At 69.4% G+C, this 15,437-nt stretch carries 15 protein-coding genes; all 15 read right to left on the minus strand.

Features of this window, described 5'->3' with window-relative positions:
• Positions 1-35 precede the first annotated feature (35 nt).
• The 15 genes from IU459_RS07645 to IU459_RS07715 all read right to left on the minus strand — a co-directional run bounded on the left by IU459_RS07645 (position 36) and on the right by IU459_RS07715 (position 15,290).
• Entirely contained in the window at positions 36-725 is a 690-nt protein-coding gene (locus tag IU459_RS07645) for a hypothetical protein (RefSeq protein WP_324198784.1), read from the minus strand.
• A gap of 229 nt (positions 726-954) precedes the next feature.
• Complete coding sequence (locus tag IU459_RS07650; protein WP_195128762.1) at positions 955-2,619, minus strand: peptidoglycan DD-metalloendopeptidase family protein; 1,665 nt, start codon at positions 2,617-2,619, stop codon at positions 955-957.
• Between the two features lie 37 nt (positions 2,620-2,656).
• Entirely contained in the window at positions 2,657-2,965 is a 309-nt protein-coding gene (locus IU459_RS07655) for a transposase (RefSeq protein WP_067475294.1), read from the minus strand.
• On the minus strand, positions 2,962-5,079 hold the full coding sequence (locus IU459_RS07660; RefSeq protein WP_195128763.1) for a hypothetical protein: 2,118 nt from the start codon (positions 5,077-5,079) through the stop codon (positions 2,962-2,964). Before IU459_RS07660 ends, IU459_RS07655 begins: the two co-directional genes overlap by 4 nt.
• Before the next feature lie 7 nt (positions 5,080-5,086).
• Positions 5,087-6,577 carry an SCO6880 family protein gene (locus IU459_RS07665; RefSeq protein ID WP_195128764.1) on the minus strand — a complete coding sequence of 497 codons (1,491 nt, stop codon included), beginning with the start codon at positions 6,575-6,577 and terminating at the stop codon, positions 5,087-5,089.
• Complete coding sequence (locus tag IU459_RS07670) at positions 6,574-8,046, minus strand: hypothetical protein (RefSeq protein ID WP_195128875.1); 1,473 nt, start codon at positions 8,044-8,046, stop codon at positions 6,574-6,576. The genes IU459_RS07665 and IU459_RS07670 overlap by 4 nt, the downstream gene beginning before the upstream one ends.
• Positions 8,040-8,897 carry a hypothetical protein gene (locus IU459_RS07675; RefSeq protein WP_195128765.1) on the minus strand — a complete coding sequence of 286 codons (858 nt, stop codon included), beginning with the start codon at positions 8,895-8,897 and terminating at the stop codon, positions 8,040-8,042. The genes IU459_RS07670 and IU459_RS07675 overlap by 7 nt, the downstream gene beginning before the upstream one ends.
• The gene (locus IU459_RS07680; protein ID WP_195128766.1) at positions 8,891-9,703 is read right to left on the minus strand and encodes a hypothetical protein; all 813 of its coding nucleotides are present in this window, start codon (positions 9,701-9,703) and stop codon (positions 8,891-8,893) included. The genes IU459_RS07675 and IU459_RS07680 overlap by 7 nt, the downstream gene beginning before the upstream one ends.
• A 76-nt stretch (positions 9,704-9,779) precedes the next feature.
• On the minus strand, positions 9,780-10,436 hold the full coding sequence (locus IU459_RS07685) for a hypothetical protein (RefSeq protein WP_228837526.1): 657 nt from the start codon (positions 10,434-10,436) through the stop codon (positions 9,780-9,782).
• A gap of 28 nt (positions 10,437-10,464) precedes the next feature.
• Positions 10,465-10,740: a hypothetical protein gene (locus IU459_RS07690; RefSeq protein ID WP_195128767.1), complete on the minus strand. Its 276-nt coding sequence runs from the start codon at positions 10,738-10,740 to the stop codon at positions 10,465-10,467.
• A gap of 8 nt (positions 10,741-10,748) precedes the next feature.
• Complete coding sequence (locus IU459_RS07695) at positions 10,749-11,045, minus strand: hypothetical protein (protein ID WP_195128768.1); 297 nt, start codon at positions 11,043-11,045, stop codon at positions 10,749-10,751.
• Between the two features lie 51 nt (positions 11,046-11,096).
• On the minus strand, positions 11,097-11,765 hold the full coding sequence (locus IU459_RS07700) for a hypothetical protein (protein WP_195128769.1): 669 nt from the start codon (positions 11,763-11,765) through the stop codon (positions 11,097-11,099).
• Positions 11,762-12,637: a MinD/ParA family ATP-binding protein gene (locus IU459_RS07705; protein ID WP_195128770.1), complete on the minus strand. Its 876-nt coding sequence runs from the start codon at positions 12,635-12,637 to the stop codon at positions 11,762-11,764. The genes IU459_RS07700 and IU459_RS07705 overlap by 4 nt, the downstream gene beginning before the upstream one ends.
• A 16-nt stretch (positions 12,638-12,653) precedes the next feature.
• A complete protein-coding gene (locus tag IU459_RS07710) occupies positions 12,654-13,634 on the minus strand; it encodes a hypothetical protein (protein WP_195128771.1) in 981 nt (326 codons plus the stop codon).
• 57 nt (positions 13,635-13,691) lie between these two features.
• Entirely contained in the window at positions 13,692-15,290 is a 1,599-nt protein-coding gene (locus tag IU459_RS07715; RefSeq protein WP_195128877.1) for a cutinase family protein, read from the minus strand.
• Between the last annotated feature and the right edge of the window lie 147 nt (positions 15,291-15,437).

Here is a 15,437-nt window from a genome sequence, read left to right on the forward strand (position 1 = left end):
TCCTGGTTCGGCCGTCCGGTGGGGAAAGCGGGTGGTCAGCGGAACGCGTCGAGCCGCCAGCCGTCGGGTGTGCGCACGACGGTGGCGATCACCGTCGCGGGCGGCAACGCCTCCTTGCGCCCGTTCGGGTAGACGACGGTCTGCTCGATCCCGATCTTGAACTGCTGGACGTTCGGATCGGTGTGGATCGGCGCCTTCTCGCCGGACGCGAAGGTGAACGCCTCCACACGCGCCCCTTCTCTCGCCCAATCCGACCACTGCAGCGACGACTTCGGTGTCTCCACCGCGGTCGTCGCCGTGTCCAGCATACGAATCAGGCTGGGGCCGAGAAACTTCCGTGCCCGGGACAGCGAAGCACCCGGACTCTCGGTGGCGGGCTCCCAGCTGTAGATCTCCCGCAGCGCCGCGACCGCGACACCGTCGGGACTCACCGGATCCGGCGCGGGAGCGACCTCGAGCAGGCGGGTCGTGGACGTAGCCGGATGCGCCGCATCGGAACCCGGATCCGCGCGGTCCGCACGGCCACAGGCCGCGCTCAACACCGCGACGCTCACCACCAGCATCACCACCAGTTTCGCGCGTGCACTTGCTTTATCTTTCCAGGCTAGCGGCAGCGCGCCACGCCGCGGCAGCCTTGCGACCGCGTGTTCGGGGCCGTGGGTACCGCTGCCCGCACTTACCGCGTTCGGCGCCGCCACGACCGTCGAGGCGGCTGTACCTGTCACTCGCTCATTCATGCCCGCGCCTTGCTGACGCTCGACCCCGGCACGAGCGAGTGCTTGCGTCCATTGTTCGCTCGCTCACGGCGTCCCCTCGCTGGCGCTCGATGCCACCGTGCGCGATGCGCGCTGTGTCGATGGTGCGCTCGCAAGCTCGCTCACGGCGTCCCCTCGCTGGCGCTCGGCGCCACCGTGCGCGATGCGCGCTGTGTCATTGGTGCGCTCCCAAGCTCGCTCACAGCACCCTCCTCGCTCGTCCGTCGCCCGGTACCGGGACTTCCGAGACGCCGCCCGCCGATCGGGCGTCCGCTCCCGGAACCGACTGGATCATCCGGCCGTTTCCGGTGTAGATGCCGACCAGCGCCGGTCCGCGCGGCCCGAATGAACTGAACACCAGATCACCCGGCTGAACCCGGCTCATCGGCACCTCCACACCTGCCTCCCATTGCTGTTCGGCCGTGCGCGGCAACGTCACGGCGCCGGAGGACGCCGCGAACACCGCAGCCGAGGTCAGACCGGGGCCGTCCAGACCGCCACCGCTGGGCCCCTGCGGCCCGCCACCGCCCCAGACATAGGGCGTGCCGAGCCATTCGTGTGCGGCTTCCACGATCTGGTCGCCGGTCGCGCTCTCCCCCGGCGTGAACCGGCCGAGCGAGCCCGGCGCGCGGTACTGCGACTCCATCGCGAGAATGTTCCGCACATACGGCTGGGTCTCGGCGTAGTGCGCCGCGACCTGGTTGGGCATGCCGCCCGATGCGAGCACCGCGCCCTCGCCGGCGTTGTACGCCGCCAGTGTCAGCGCGACGAGGTCGCCTTGCACTCGGCCCTCGGACTGCCACCGCAGGATCTTGTGCGCGATCGCGCACATGTAGCGGCCCTGGCCGACGATCGCGTCGCCGTCGTCCCACACACTGGCCACACCGTTGCCGTCGGCGTCGATGACGTACGGCCTGCCGTCATCGGGATTGGTGGAAGCCGCGGTGCCCGGCAGGAACTGGGCCAAGCCCTGCGCACCCGCGGGCGAGACCGCGCCGCGCCGGAAGCCGGACTCCTGCCTGCCCTGCGCGGCCAGCAGCGACGGCGTGACTTGCGGGCAGATCGAACCCGCGCGCCGGTACCAGATCTCCAGTTCCTGCGGCACCTTTCCCGGGGCGAGCGCGCCACCGGCGGTACCGAAGCCGAGGCTGCACCGCGGATCGCTGGAAAAGGCGTGGGCGCCGCCGATATCCGGTGTGGGCGCGCCGTCCAGCCAGGGCAGCGGGTCGATCTGCCGCCCGCCGGTGAACCGGCCGCCCGGCACGATCTCGAAATGCAGGTGCGGACCGCTGGATTCGCCCGCGGAACCGACCGCGCCGATGTGCTGACCCGCGGCCACCGTGTCGCCTGCGCGGACCAGCACACCCGAGTCCCACATGTGGCCGTAGACCGCGGAATACGAACGCCCGTTGTTGTCCACCGAATCGACGACGACCCAGTTGCCGAAACCCGACGCCGGGCCGGCGGCGACGACACGGCCGTCGGACACCGAGAAAATGGGGGTACCGTCGGCGGCGGCCATATCGACACCTCTGTGCGCGCCCCCACGAGAGCCGAAAACGTCCGAGACGGTGAAGGTTCCGATGGCCAGCGGCAGCGTGCGGCGCAGCGGACCGACACCGGCAGCCAGCGAGGGCGTGGCGGTCGCGGCCGGATTGGCCGGTGTCCCGGTGGGATTCGCGGTCGCCGCCGCCCCTCGATCGCCCGGCGGGTGCCCACCCAAGGGCGGCAGCGCCGACTGCGAACCGAGCACCGAGCCGCCCTCGCAAGGGTCGTCCACCGCGGGCATGACGATGACCAGCACGACGGTCACCAGTCCGAGCACCGCGCCGAGCGCGGTCCACAACACCGATTTTCCGCTCATCGCCGCACCCCGGCAGAATGCCGCGCGCAGGCGTGTTTCACGTCCGGCGCCGCGCTTCGTTGAGCGTGTCGGCCAAAGTGCGATTCATCTCGGCGGCGGCGGCCAATTGCTGTTGTAGCAGCGCGACCTTGCGCCGCAGCGCGGTCGCGTCCATGCGTTCCAGACCGGGGCCTTCGGCCGCGCGCACCCAGTTCCGCACCGAATTCGTGTGCACACCGATCTGCTCGGCGACCACGCGACAGGCCTCCGACTCGCTGCGCAGCTTGCCCGTGAGCGCGATGACCTGCGCGACCGCCGCCTCGCGCACCTCGGGTGAGACGCGGCGGTAGGACCGATGCGGCATCATGCGGCACTCCCCGGCGAGTCCGTTCCCCGCGAGGTCGATTCGGTGAATTCGCTGAACCGCTGGTTGGTGTCGTGGATCCCGCTTTCCTTCTCCGACAGCGTGAATTCCATGTGGAACGGGATGCCTGGCCTGCGGTCCTCACCGATCTTCAGCAGGAATTTACCGGTACCGGGCGGTGACGGCCGCAGCTGTCCCGGCTTGAGCGCCTCGCCCGTCAACGCCTGCGGTGCGGACCATCCGGTCACCATCTCCTCCTCGGCCGATGTGAACGGAACCGTGCTGTCGAGTCGTTTGATCTCCTCGGCAGGCAGCGCGCCGAAGATCTTCGCGCGCGCTCGCTCGAGGAAGCCGAGCGCCTTCGCGATCGCGGCTTCCGATCCGAGTGCTTGCAGGTCCTTGATGGTGTGGCTGATCATGATCAGCGCGGTGGCGATGCCGCGCTGTAGTCGGGTCAGCTCGTCGACGCGGTCGACCATGAAGTCGCCGAGACCGAGCACCTGCCACAGCTCGTCCATCACCACCTGGAAATAGCGCTGCGGGCCGAGCTTCGCGTCGGCCAGCACGTGCGCGGCCTCCACCGAGGCGAAGCCGTCGGCCCAGCAGGCCAGCATGACCGCGGCCTTGAGCTTCTTGTCGCCGGTCGGGATGTGCGAGACGTCCATGCACACCGCGACCGCGCTGGTATCGATCGGCACGGTGGTCTGTCCGTTGAAGACCGCGCCGAACGGGCCCTGGGTGAGCGCGCGCAGCGAGCGGCGCAGGCCCTTGATCGCCTCCTGGTACTCGGCCGGGTTGTCGGCGCCCGCGTCCAGCATCAATTCGTCACCGCCACTGACGATCACGTCGAGGAGGTTCTCCATGATCGGCGGCTGGTCGGGCGTATACCCGCTGCCGGGCCGGTACAGGATGCGCAGAGCGGTCGAGATCAGTGTCTCCTCGTAGTCGCGGACGCGATCGCCGCGCACCAGCTCGACCAGACCGGCGATCAGCGTCACCTGCCTGGCACGCAGGTCCTGCAGCACCTGCAGCTGCAGGGCAGGGAACTCTTCCAGCCGCGGAACCACCGCGCCGAGCACGCCCGCGGCGAGCGGGTTGAGCTTGCCGTGCCCGTAACCCAAATCGATCACCTGACCGCCGACCAGCTCCACCATCTTGCGGTAGTCCGGTTTGACGTCGGCCAGGATCAGCGGCGTGATCCCCTGGGCGATGCCGCCGAGCACGATCCGGCGCACCAGCGAGGACTTGCCGAAACCGTTGAGGCCGAGCACGAACAGGCTAGGTGCGGTGATGAAGCTGCCGCGCATGAACCAGTTCATCGGGTCGAAGCAGACCGGGGCCCCGGTGTGCAGATGCGAACCGAGCGGGGTGCCGATCAGCGGCGCACCCGCGCCGACCGACCACGGCCACAAGCCGGCGACCTGGGCGGTGGTGGCACGGTATTCGACCGGGCGGCCCACCACGTTCATCCGGCCGCCGCCCGGCCCCGCGTAACCGCGGTCGGTGAGTTGCGCTGTGCTGCGGTCGAATCCGTCCTCGATCGTCTGCTCAGCCCTGGCCGCGTAATTGCGGCGGCGGATGTCGTCGGTGCGGACCCGGAACTGCGCCCACGCCGCCCGAAGACCGCTGCCCTCGCGGGCGATCATCTCCAGCTTGGCGCGGGTGGCATCGTCGAGCAGCGGAGGGCCGGACTGTTTGCGCCGATCCGCCTTGGCCTTCGCGCGGCGTGCCGCTTTGTCCTGGTAAGGGGTACCCATGGCACGGTCGGCCGTGTAGTCGACCTTGGTTGGCCGTGCCACCCGGCCGTTCCTGGCGCCGTTGCGGTCCGGGCGCCGGGCGATGCGCTCGGTGGCCGCGTCGCGAGGCACGCGGGAGCCGCGCTCGCCGTGGGAGCGGTCCGCGCCTGCTCGCGCGCGCCGCTCGGCGTCACGCGCCGCGCGCCGATCGGACGTCTCGACGCCCAGCCGGTCGCCGCCGTTCACTCGCGCCGAATCCCGTGCGGGGTGCCGCGGCCGGGCCGGCCGCTGTCCCCACTCGTCCCGGCCGGATTGCTCGAGTCGTTTGCCGCGCGCGTCCTCGTCCCGTTCCCGTACGGGTGGCTCGTAGTCCCGTGCCATGAATCGCTCACCCCGCCAGTGCCTTCGGAATAGTGGCGTGCTCCGGCAGGATCACCCCGCAACCGAGCGAAGCCGCGAAGGCCGCCGCCTGGTAGCGGTAACACCGCCGAATCTTCAAGCGCGCCTGGGTCGACAGGTCGCGCGTGATGGCTTCGATGCGCGGCAGGTCGCCGCGCAGTGGCTCGGTGATGGTCACCAGCGCCCCGAAGCGGGTCACACCGTGACCCCTGGCCTGCTCCTCGCGGGCCTGCTGAGTCGCACCTACCCGCAGCGTCGCCGCCGCGGACACGACCCCGCGTTCGCTCTGTTGGGCCACCAGCGCGTTCTTGAAATCGTCGTCGACGATTTCGGCGGCGTCGGCGGCTGAGTGCGGACGGTACACGATCGCGATACGTTTACGCGGGACTTCGGGATTCGGCGCGAGCAACCGCTGCAACACCCGCTCGTCGACCGCGCCCTCCGGGGCCGCGTCCATCTCCCAGGTGACCGACCGGCCGCCGTCGTGCACCAGGTGATCCCACTTCTCGTCATGGGACACCGGGCCCGCGTCTGCCCAATCCAGTCCGTGGCCTTCGGGTTCGCCTGCGGCGACCTCCAGATCGGCCTGCGAGGCGGGGTCGTAGCTGCGCCGGATGAACGCGATCACCTCGTCGGCCGACATCGGCTGCGCGCGCACGCCCGCCTCCGCCAGCGCGGCGCAGATGCCGGGCAGGCGGCGGCCGATCTCGACGGCCTCCTCCGCCGGGTTCTTGCGGCGCTCGGCGGTGGTGGCCTTGAACGTGATCGCCACGCGTGGCAGCAACTGCACCCGCTCCTGCGGCAGCTCGGTGGCCAGTTCGTACATCACCTGCTGGGCCAGTTCCGGCGCCTCGGGCCTGGTGATCGTGGAAACTTCGGTCAGCAACCGGTTTCCGGTCTCCGGCACGGTGTCGATGACCGGAACGACGGCGACGATGTCGCTGGTCTGGCCGACCGAGGCCAGGAAGGTGCCCCACGCCGAGACCCATCGATCGATGACGGGCTGGTCCACCGCCTCGTGGCCTTGCGGCCACGCCCGCAGCACCACCGTGTACTGCGCGAATTGCGGCAGGTGGATCATGCCGAAGCTGTAGCCGCCCGCGTCGATGCCCTCGTAGAGCTTGGAGGGCGCCAGCAGACCGGGCAATCGGGTGACGCCGCCCGGGATCCGGGAGAAGCGGCCCCCGCGGTACACATGCTCGCCGCGACTGCGCGAGCGCATCCAGTTGAACATCATCAATCCCGTCTCATAGCCCGAACGACCTCCGGTGCGCCACACCAGGGGAACCATCACGACGACTCCGGTGCCGCCGACGATCAGCCCCCACTGGAAGCCGCCGACCATCGCGGTGATCAGGGCCGTGATCACGACCGCGAAGCCGAGCACGGTCTCCTCCCAGCGCAGGCCGAAAAGACCCGCGCTGCGCGGCTTCTGCCAGAGCCCGTACGAGCGCCGCTCGTAGGTGTCGGTGAGTGTCATCGCGGAATGGTGCTCCTCCCGAGGTCGGGTGAACGGTTGGTCCAGCGATCGCCCGCGACGTCACCCATGGCTTGCTCGGCCCGGTTCAGTCCGCCGCTCGCGGCGCGCGCCGCGCCGATCCGGCCTGCCGCCCTTGCCGATCCGGAGGCTACCCCGGCCGCGCCCGCAGGTCCGGAGGCGCGCGGGGCCGCGCCGCCTTGACCGCCGCCGCCACCCCGGGGCGTGGTCGGCCGCGGCGCTCCGCCGCCGCGCGGGCTGCCGCCGCCGCCCGGGCGCGGACCGGTTCCGCTGCCGCTCACGTAGCCCGCCGCGCCCGGCGCTGCGGCGCCCTTGACCCCAACGGCCTTGGTACCCATGGCACCCAGGCCCGCCACCGCGAGCAACGTGCCGCCGGTGGCGGTCAGACCGGAACCACCGCTGCCGACGATCGCGACGGCCGGGGTGACCAGCCTCATCAGTGCGGGCAGCACGAACGCCACGCTGCACAGCAGCACGATCGCGACCAGCATGCGCTGGGCCTGCTCGCCGTCGGGCAGCCCACCGGTCGGGGTGAGCGCGTCGACGTGGCCCGCGGTGGTGAAGGCGATCATGTAAACGATCGCCGCCACCGGTTTCCACAGCATGAAGGCGATGATCCAGCCGATCAGCTTCTGATAGGACTGCTTGCCCACGTTCATGCCGGAAGCCGCCGCCGCCAGCGGCAGCACTCCGGCCGCGATCACCAGCAGGCCTTGGCGGACGATGGCGAGCACGATCTGCGCCAGCGCGCCGAGCAGGCCGACGATCGCGATGATCAGCACCAGGCCGGGCGAAAAAGCTTGCAGCTTACTGGTTTTCACCATCAGCTCGGCAAGATCCTTGGCATTGCCGTTGGTCGAGTCCTGGATGATCCACTCCGCGAAACGATCCGAGGCCTGCGTGCCCGCCACGATCACCGCGCCGAGCATCCAGGAGCTGAACACCACGCGGGTGAACATCCGGAAAGACTCGGCCGCCTCGTTCATCACGGCTCCGCGTCTCGCCTCGGCCAGCCGCGCACCGGAAATGATCACCGACGCGATCAGCAGCAAGATCTGCGCCTGATAGGTGTAGTCGTTGATCTTCGTGAACAGCGAGCCCGAATCGCTGACCGCCTCGTTGGGCACCTTCATCCAGAAGGTCAGCGCCAGGATGATGGCCTCGCCGAGGCCGTTCATCAATGAGTCGACCACCTTGCCGAACGTCGAGTCCCATGCCTTGTCCTTGACCGCCGTCGCCGCCTGCCCCGGATGCGAGGCGGCATTGCCCGCCTTACACGCGGCGGAAGCGGCGTCACCGAGGGAGATGCCAGGGAGGCCGACGTTGTCGAGCGTGTCGTGGATTTCGTTGCACGTTTCGTCGAAACCGTAGGTTTGCCCGTAGGCCACGGTCGGCGTCGCGATCATCACCGTGAAGATGACCGCGAATATCGTGACTATCCGCCTCACCATTGTGTCCACCCCTCGATGCTCCGCAGGGACTCGATCTGCACTCGCTCGTCGCCTGTCACCGTGGTGAGCTTCCAATCTCCGTCTCGCCACATGACCGCCAGGCGCATGCCCACCCATGTTGGTTGGCCATCAACTGTTTCTCGAGCCTTTCTCGCAAACTGCACTTTCGCGAAATCATCTGCATAGCTTTCGATCCGGAACGCGTCCGAAGCGAACAACAGGGGTCGGAGCTTGTCGGGCAGGCGGTCGGACACCTTGCCCTCGGCGACCAGCCGGTCGTAGTCGGCCAGATACCGCGGCGTCACCTCGACCAGACGAACGAGCAGGTCACGATCCTTGGGATTGGCGTTGGTCCGCCAGTAGATCTGCTCGGCGGCCAATGCGGCGCCCTGCGGTGTATGCGCGAATCCCACCGCGGCGGAACCATCGATCCTGGACGGTCCGTCGGATGCCGAGAAACGCACGACGGGACCGCCGAATATCCGCTGCCACACCCCTTCGCCGTTCGATGGCGGCGGCGCGGCGGCGGTCCATCCCGGCGTGCCGGGTTGCTGCCGCTGGTTGGGATCCTGTTGCAGGGCTACACCTGCGGCGGCGACCGGGACATCGACGCGTCGGCCGAACATGTCGGTCTCGGGATTGCCGAATACCGTGGCGGTGCCGCCGGGGACGGCAGACGCGAGTGCCGGAGCGCTCCCCGACGTCGTGCCGGACCTCGCGGCGTGGTCGTCACCGGATGCGTTGTCCCGCGCGGTGGCAACCGTGACGACCGCGGCGATCGCAACGCTGAGCACCGCGCCCGCGCCCAGCAGCGCCAGTGGTGGTCGACCGGAACCTCGCGTGATCACCACTTCGTCCACCCCGCCAGCGACTCGAGATACTCCGTCTGCGCGTTGTTGGACGTCGAAGGCTTCAACCGCCAGTCACCCGCGTCCCACACCATGACCAGGCGAGTCGCCGCCCACAGCTGTTTGCCGTCCACCACCGGTCCCCTGGTTGCCAGGCGGACGATGGCGAGATCGTCGGCGTAATCGTCGACTTTGAACGCGTCGGAGGCGACGAAGTAGCGGGTCACCTTCTCCGGCTGCTGCTCGGGCAGGCGGTCGTCGGCCAGCGCCTTGTCATAGGCGGCGATCTGCTGCGCGGAGACCCGGACCTGACGCACATACAGGTCACGGTGAGCGGGACGAGCGTTGAGCCGGTAGGTGATCTGCGCTGCCGCCAGCACCGCGCCCTGCGGGGTGTGCGAGTACCCGACGGCCAGGTCGTCCTCGATGCGGGTGGGCCCGTCGGAGGTGGAGAAGGGCACCGAGGCGCCGTACACCCGCTGCCAGCCGTGCGGCTCGGTGGTGCCTTCCGGCGCCGCGGTCAGCCAGTCCGGGTCGGTCGGCTTGCGCTGCCGCGTCGGATCCTGCGGAAGCGGTTGTCCCGGTGCGCTGTTCGGCACATCGACGCGCCTGCCGAGGATGTCCACTTCGGGGCTGGCGAAACCGGTGCCGCCGGAACCCTCGGAGACGGCCGGAGCGCCGCCCACGCCTTCGTCGTCGCGGCCGACGAAGACGAAGATGCCGACGACCACGATGAGCGCCAGCACGGCGGCGGACGCGACGACACCGAACGAGACACGATCACGCGCGTACGACTGGTTGTCGCTCACGACTGCGCCTCGCTGGCGCTCAGCTCCGTCGTGCGCGAAGGCGCGCTGCGTCCTCGGTTCGCTCGCTGGCGCTCGCTCACGTCGGTGCCTCCAATTTCACGATGCCAGTGGGTAATGCGTCGATCGAGTCGATGGGTCGTGCGGTCGAGCCGGGGTCGGGCAGTCGTAATCTCCAGTCGTCGCCGAACCACTCGACGGCGGTGTGGTGCACCGCCGTGGACCGGTCGGAATACACGGTGTACACGTCGACGGTGGAGTGCTGCTCGGTGTATCCGGTGATCTGGTAGCCGAGCAGCCTGGGCGCGAACTCGGGGCTCGCCGGACCGGTGATCGACAGCTGCACCCGATTGATCGCCCACTCGTCCTTGGCCGGGCCCGGAACGACTTCCCGCGCGGCCACTTTCGCCCACTGGGTATCGGCGGCAATCGCCAGCCGCACGGAATGGGTTATCGCGGCGACGCCTGCGCCGCGCGGGGAATGCTCGAAACCGGTTGCCGCGCCGTCAGCCATCGACTTCGGGCCCTGGTCGGTGACCGGCAGCGGCACGCCTTGGAACGGCTGCCAGCGCACGTTGGTCGGAGACGCGGCCAGATCAGGTCCGCCCATGTCGTCGCCACCGCCGCAGCCGACCGCCGCAGCCACCAGCGCGGCGCCGACGAATCCGGCAGCGGGCAGGCGGATCTCGCACCGCCACCCGGTGCCGTCCGTCGGCCGCATTACCGTGGAAGTCATTCCCGCGTCGTCCCCATCCCGTTGCGGCTCACGCGGGCAGGAACGCCAGGGCGATCCCCGACGCCGTGCTCGCCACCACCGCACCCAGCAGGCTCATCAGCACACCGTGCGAGGCGTCGTTCATGGCCAGATCGCTGCGGAAGGTCAGCCACAGCTTCCCCGCCGACACGATCATCCAGGCCAGGCACACCAGCAGCACGAACCACAACAGCCAGTTCAGCAACTGCATCAGCGGTGCGAGGACTTCGGCGGGCATCCGTTTGTAGGCCAGCAATTCGGCGGCCGACATGCGCACGGTACTCATCGCGGACCTCAGGTGCCGATCACGGCGTTCATGATGGTGCCTGCGCTGGTGGCGACCACGCCGCCGATCATTGCTCCGGCCACCATCTTCGGCGATTCGAGACCACCGCCGGTCCACTTCTCCCACGCGAACTTGCCGCCCGCGTAGACGATGCCGCAGATTCCGGACAGCAGGACGAACCAGGTGAGATACCGCACCAGCTGCAAGATCTTCTCCGAGCCCGGCGGCGCTTCGGGCGTCGGATTACCGACTTGCGCCAGTACGGTGCCGTACGTGTCCTGCACGGCGAGGAGGATCATGCTCATCGGGTGCCTTTCTCGAATAGTGGTGTGTTGTCGCCGATTCGATGCGTACGTTCACTGATCGGGCGGCTTCCGCAGATCCGGACCCCGGCGATCGAAGGTGGCCTCCTCCAGTGCCGTCCGAGCGGCCGCGACGATGTCGGCGCCGAGCTCCCGGACATCGAGCGGGACTTCCTCCAGCAGATCGAGCTTGCGCTTCTTCGGTGGCAGCGGATCGCCGGGCGACCACACCGGCAGCTGCTCCGGTTCGACCAGTGTCCATTCCTCGTACCACGGCACCTGCCACACCTGTCCGGCCAGCGAGCCCACCACGTCGCGGTAGCGCCGGATCTCGGGAGCCATCCTGCCGGGACGCGCGGCGACCGTGATCAGGCCGAGCACCTCGGAAGGGCCGGCGAAACCCGAAAGATGTTGGCGCAGCAGGTCGTGCGCGCGGGACAGCCCGCCGATGGTCTCCCTGGCGACGAGGACGACGAACGGACTCTCGCGGTCGAAGACGCCGGGCCAGCGGCGGCCCGAATCCGCCGCGGGCGCAAGCACATGCGCGAGGGTACTGGCTCCAGCCCCGCCGTGCACACCCAGCAGCCAGACCAGCGGCGCGCGGCCGACGCCGGGCACCGGTCGGTCCCAGATGGCGGCACGACGCGCCTCCGGCGGGGCGATCACACCGGCGGGCGCGGGATCGGGGTCGGGCTGACGCGGAAAAATCATGGCGGCGGTCATGATGCCACCCCGGCGAGCAGACGCCCATATGCCCGGCGCGTCTCGGCGGCCAGCGAGGCGTGCCGCACGAGTTCACCACGGGCCAGGTGTGGATCGTACGGAATCTCCCTGATGTCGCGAACCCATCCGGAGAGGTGCTCGCGCAAATGATCCGCTACCCGCGAGTCCCCGTCCGGATACTGGTGTGAGACGACGATGGTCGTATCGCCGACGACGCCACCATCTCCCTCGGCGGTGTCGCCGAACTGGTCGTCGAGCCATTCCAGCGCGACCCGCAACCGGTTGGCCGCGTCGTTGCGCGCCGGAATCGTCAGCACCAGAGCCACATCCGAGTCGTCGAGCAAGGGCAGCAGTTGCCTGGCGGCAATCGGATGTCCTCCGTCGTAGACCGCGGTGTATCCCGCGTCGCGTACCGCGCGGGCGACCGTGAGATACGTCGCACGTCTGCGCAGCGGCGCGGCATCGCGCCACAGCAGTCCGATGCCCGACGTCGCGCGCGACAGGCATTCCTTCAACGGCGCGGGCTCGTCGCCACCGCGACCGTACAACCAGGACTGCAGGCTGATCGGGTGCAGATGCTCGTCCGCCCCACGCAGTGCGAGATCGCTGCCCGCCGAGGTCGCGTCCACCGCCACCGTCGGCGTCCCGCCCGTGCCGAGCTCACCCGCCAGACCCAATGCCGTCGTGGTGGTGCCCGCGCCACCGCATCCGCCGACCACCAGAATCGACCGTTGCGCGGAATGATCCGCCCCTGACCCCTCATCCCTGTCGCGCCGCAAACGCACCACCGGAGCCTTGGAGCGCACCGGCCGACCCGACGATTCGCCCGCCCCGGGCGCCTCGTCGAGCCAGCGGCTCCAGTCCTCTCCCATCGCCTCTGCTCTCCTTTTATCCGGCCGCGATCCCCATGATGAGGGTGCGGCCGTCGATCACCGCGGTGGTGACCATCTGCCTGTTGTACGTGGCGGGCACACCGCCGGGCCGGTATTCGGTGACCTCCACCGAATACCGGTTGTCACCGATCGTCACGATCCGTACGCAATGCGTGGTGCCGACCGGGACGGTATCGATACCCCGTTGGATGACCCACGCGGGCTGCACGGCGGCGTCCGGTGCGACCGCCGCCCTGGCGCGCTCCCCGGAACGTTCGACGTAGTACGCGTGCTGGAACAACAGCACCGCGTCCGGCCCGGAGGTCGTCCCGCCTGCCTCCGCGCTGCGCACGATCGCCTCGCTGCGTTCGGTCGGGCAAGCGCCCGCGCCGGCCGCCTGCGCACTGCCGACGGTGAGCTGCACTGATGCGGGCCCGCGCGAGTCTCGCGACGCTGCGGCGCGATCGGCCGCCGTACGCACCACGACCAGCACGCACACGGCGGCCGCGGCCAGTACCAGCACCGCCGCGATCACGATGATCAGGATGCGGGCCCTGCGCATGGCGGGGTGGTCGCGGGCGGCCTGGCGCAGCGCCCGCGACACGCGTGGACGCGGGCTGTCGACCTGATCGGTCTCGTCGCCGGCCCATGGGATCCGTGCTGGATCGGCCTGCCGCGGCGCGACGTAGTCGTCGTCTGGGCCGGGCGCCCGGCCGTTGACCACCCAATCCGACCAGCCGCCGGTGAATTCGCTGCGCTGCGCGGGTAGGTCCGCCGGGATGTCGTCGGTCCTGCGCTGCGCGGGTAGGTCCGCCGGGACGTCGTCGGTCCTGCGCTGCCGCGTTTCGTCGTCGTCGCGGATGGAGCGCCGAGCGGGGAGGTCGTCCTCCGCGGGGATGATGGTGTTCGCCTCACTCCGGCCTTCGGCTTCCGGGGCACCGGTTTCCGGCTCCAAAGCGCCGTACCAGCGGGAGAGTTGTTTGTACGACTTCAACATTCCCCCATTCCCGCAGAGCAGGGCACGCAGTATCGCATCGTCGGACCCTCTCGGCGATCAGTTCGTGGAGAACGGGTAGGTGTTGGGCGTGCCGGTTCGGTCGGTGGGCGGAATCGATGTCACGCCGCCGGATGAGGCGCCATCGGCTCCTGTCCCGAACGGAAATTGTCCCGTACCGGACGAACTCGGCGTGGGCGACGCGCCGGAGCTGTCGCCGAAGAATCCGGTCGGCTGCTTCTCCAGCACCGCACGCGGCGTGGCATTGCTGCCGAAAGCGTCGGCGATGTCGCGCGCGACGGCCGCGAACCACTCGGCGACGAAGTGAGTGGGAGCAGCACCATTCGCCGCGACGGTCGCACTGTTGTAGGCGGTGTGCCGCTGAATGGTGTCCCAGTAGCGCACCCACGTGGTCGTGTTCAGCAGCTCGCTGTTGTCGGTGATGCTCTGCACCACCGCGTCGAATGCCTGCGTGACCAACCGGGCGCCGGTGGTCGGCGGAACAAGCTGCGGGATGGCGCCGAGCAGCTTCGCGCCGAGCGACAGCAGCGCGACCGGCGGATTGGACAGGCCCGCGGTGGCCAGTTCGGAGATGGCCGCCGGATTGATGATCGTCCTGACCACCGTGACCACGGCGTTCAACCCGATCATGCCGATCTTGAGCACGGCCTGCAGCGCGCCGGGCAGATCCAGGGGGGTGCGCGGATCCGAGGCGTCGGCGAGGCGCTGGGAGATCGACTTCTTCGGCGAGATCGACAGGGTCGCCAGCGAATTGCCCTGCACGTCCTCGTTGACCACCTCGGAAACGGTCTTGATCGAGCTGAACGCCAGCGCCTGCGCGATCGACACCAGCGAAGCGATCGGGTCGCCGCCGCTGAGCTTGGATTGGCCGACGAGGTTGGCGACCGCCTTCAGGACCGGCGCGCCCTCGGGGGCGTCGCAGGCGAGATCGCCCGCCGCGCAAAAGCTCGCGACGCGACCGGTGAGCGCCCCGAAGTCGGCGGCTCGGTCCCGCTCCGGTCCGATCCCGCCGCCGCTGGCCGGCGCCAGCGGCAGAGCCGCGAGGGACCCGAGCCGATCGCCCGAGGTTCCCGGCGCGGCGTCCGGTGTCGCCTTGCCCGGTGCGCCGGGGAACAGCGGCGCGCCCGCGTTGCGGGTCGGGTCGCCGAACAAGGCCACCGCGGCGACCTTCTCGGCGGGCAGCACGCCTTGGCCGTGGCCGATTTCCTGGGCGAACATCGACGCGACGTGGGCGCCCTGTGAATAGCCGACTATCGCGAAGCGGGTGTTCGGACAGGTGTCGGCGACGGTCGCGGCCATGGTCCGCAAACGGGTGAGCCCACCCGCCACCGACTCCGAGTACGGCACGGCGCCACCGGCTGTCGCGCCGCCGAAGCCGGATTCGTATGGCACGTAAGCGCGGTCGACCAGACCGGTGTCAGGGGCCTTGGCCAGCATCGGCCGGAAAACCGTCGAGAGCATGCCGGTATCGGTACTGGGCGCAGCGTCCGGCGATGATTCACCGGTGCCTTGAATCCCCAAGGCGTACAAGGCAGGACAGGCCGCGATCGAGATGTTCGTGGAGGGGCCAGCGGGATTCGGCGGCTGTGCCGCTGCGACTCCGGCGGTCGCCACAGCCACGGCGAATGCGACCAGCATCCCCGAGACTCGTGCCGTGTATCCAGTCATAGCGATCCGCAATCAAGTCGTTTGCCGCAACTACCCTCAACGCCATGAAACGCCATAGACCGTAACAGATTCCGGCTATTACCGCCGCATCGACGGAAATCTTCCACGAAACGCCGA

Origin of the sequence: Nocardia amamiensis (assembly GCF_015477605.1) — a bacterium.
Lineage (GTDB): Bacteria > Actinomycetota > Actinomycetes > Mycobacteriales > Mycobacteriaceae > Nocardia > Nocardia amamiensis_A.

Coding starts and splice junctions, on each gene's coding strand:
- IU459_RS07650 (WP_195128762.1), bottom strand. CDS start 2,619: ATGAGCGGAAAATCGGTGTTGTGGACCGCGCTCGGCGCGGTGCTCGGA.
- IU459_RS07655 (WP_067475294.1), bottom strand. CDS start 2,965: ATGATGCCGCATCGGTCCTACCGCCGCGTCTCACCCGAGGTGCGCGAG.
- IU459_RS07660 (WP_195128763.1), bottom strand. CDS start 5,079: ATGGCACGGGACTACGAGCCACCCGTACGGGAACGGGACGAGGACGCG.
- IU459_RS07665 (WP_195128764.1), bottom strand. CDS start 6,577: ATGACACTCACCGACACCTACGAGCGGCGCTCGTACGGGCTCTGGCAG.
- IU459_RS07670 (WP_195128875.1), bottom strand. CDS start 8,046: ATGGTGAGGCGGATAGTCACGATATTCGCGGTCATCTTCACGGTGATG.
- IU459_RS07685 (WP_228837526.1), bottom strand. CDS start 10,436: ATGACTTCCACGGTAATGCGGCCGACGGACGGCACCGGGTGGCGGTGC.
- IU459_RS07690 (WP_195128767.1), bottom strand. CDS start 10,740: ATGAGTACCGTGCGCATGTCGGCCGCCGAATTGCTGGCCTACAAACGG.
- IU459_RS07695 (WP_195128768.1), bottom strand. CDS start 11,045: ATGAGCATGATCCTCCTCGCCGTGCAGGACACGTACGGCACCGTACTG.
- IU459_RS07700 (WP_195128769.1), bottom strand. CDS start 11,765: ATGACCGCCGCCATGATTTTTCCGCGTCAGCCCGACCCCGATCCCGCG.
- IU459_RS07705 (WP_195128770.1), bottom strand. CDS start 12,637: ATGGGAGAGGACTGGAGCCGCTGGCTCGACGAGGCGCCCGGGGCGGGC.
- IU459_RS07710 (WP_195128771.1), bottom strand. CDS start 13,634: ATGTTGAAGTCGTACAAACAACTCTCCCGCTGGTACGGCGCTTTGGAG.
- IU459_RS07715 (WP_195128877.1), bottom strand. CDS start 15,290: ATGCTGGTCGCATTCGCCGTGGCTGTGGCGACCGCCGGAGTCGCAGCG.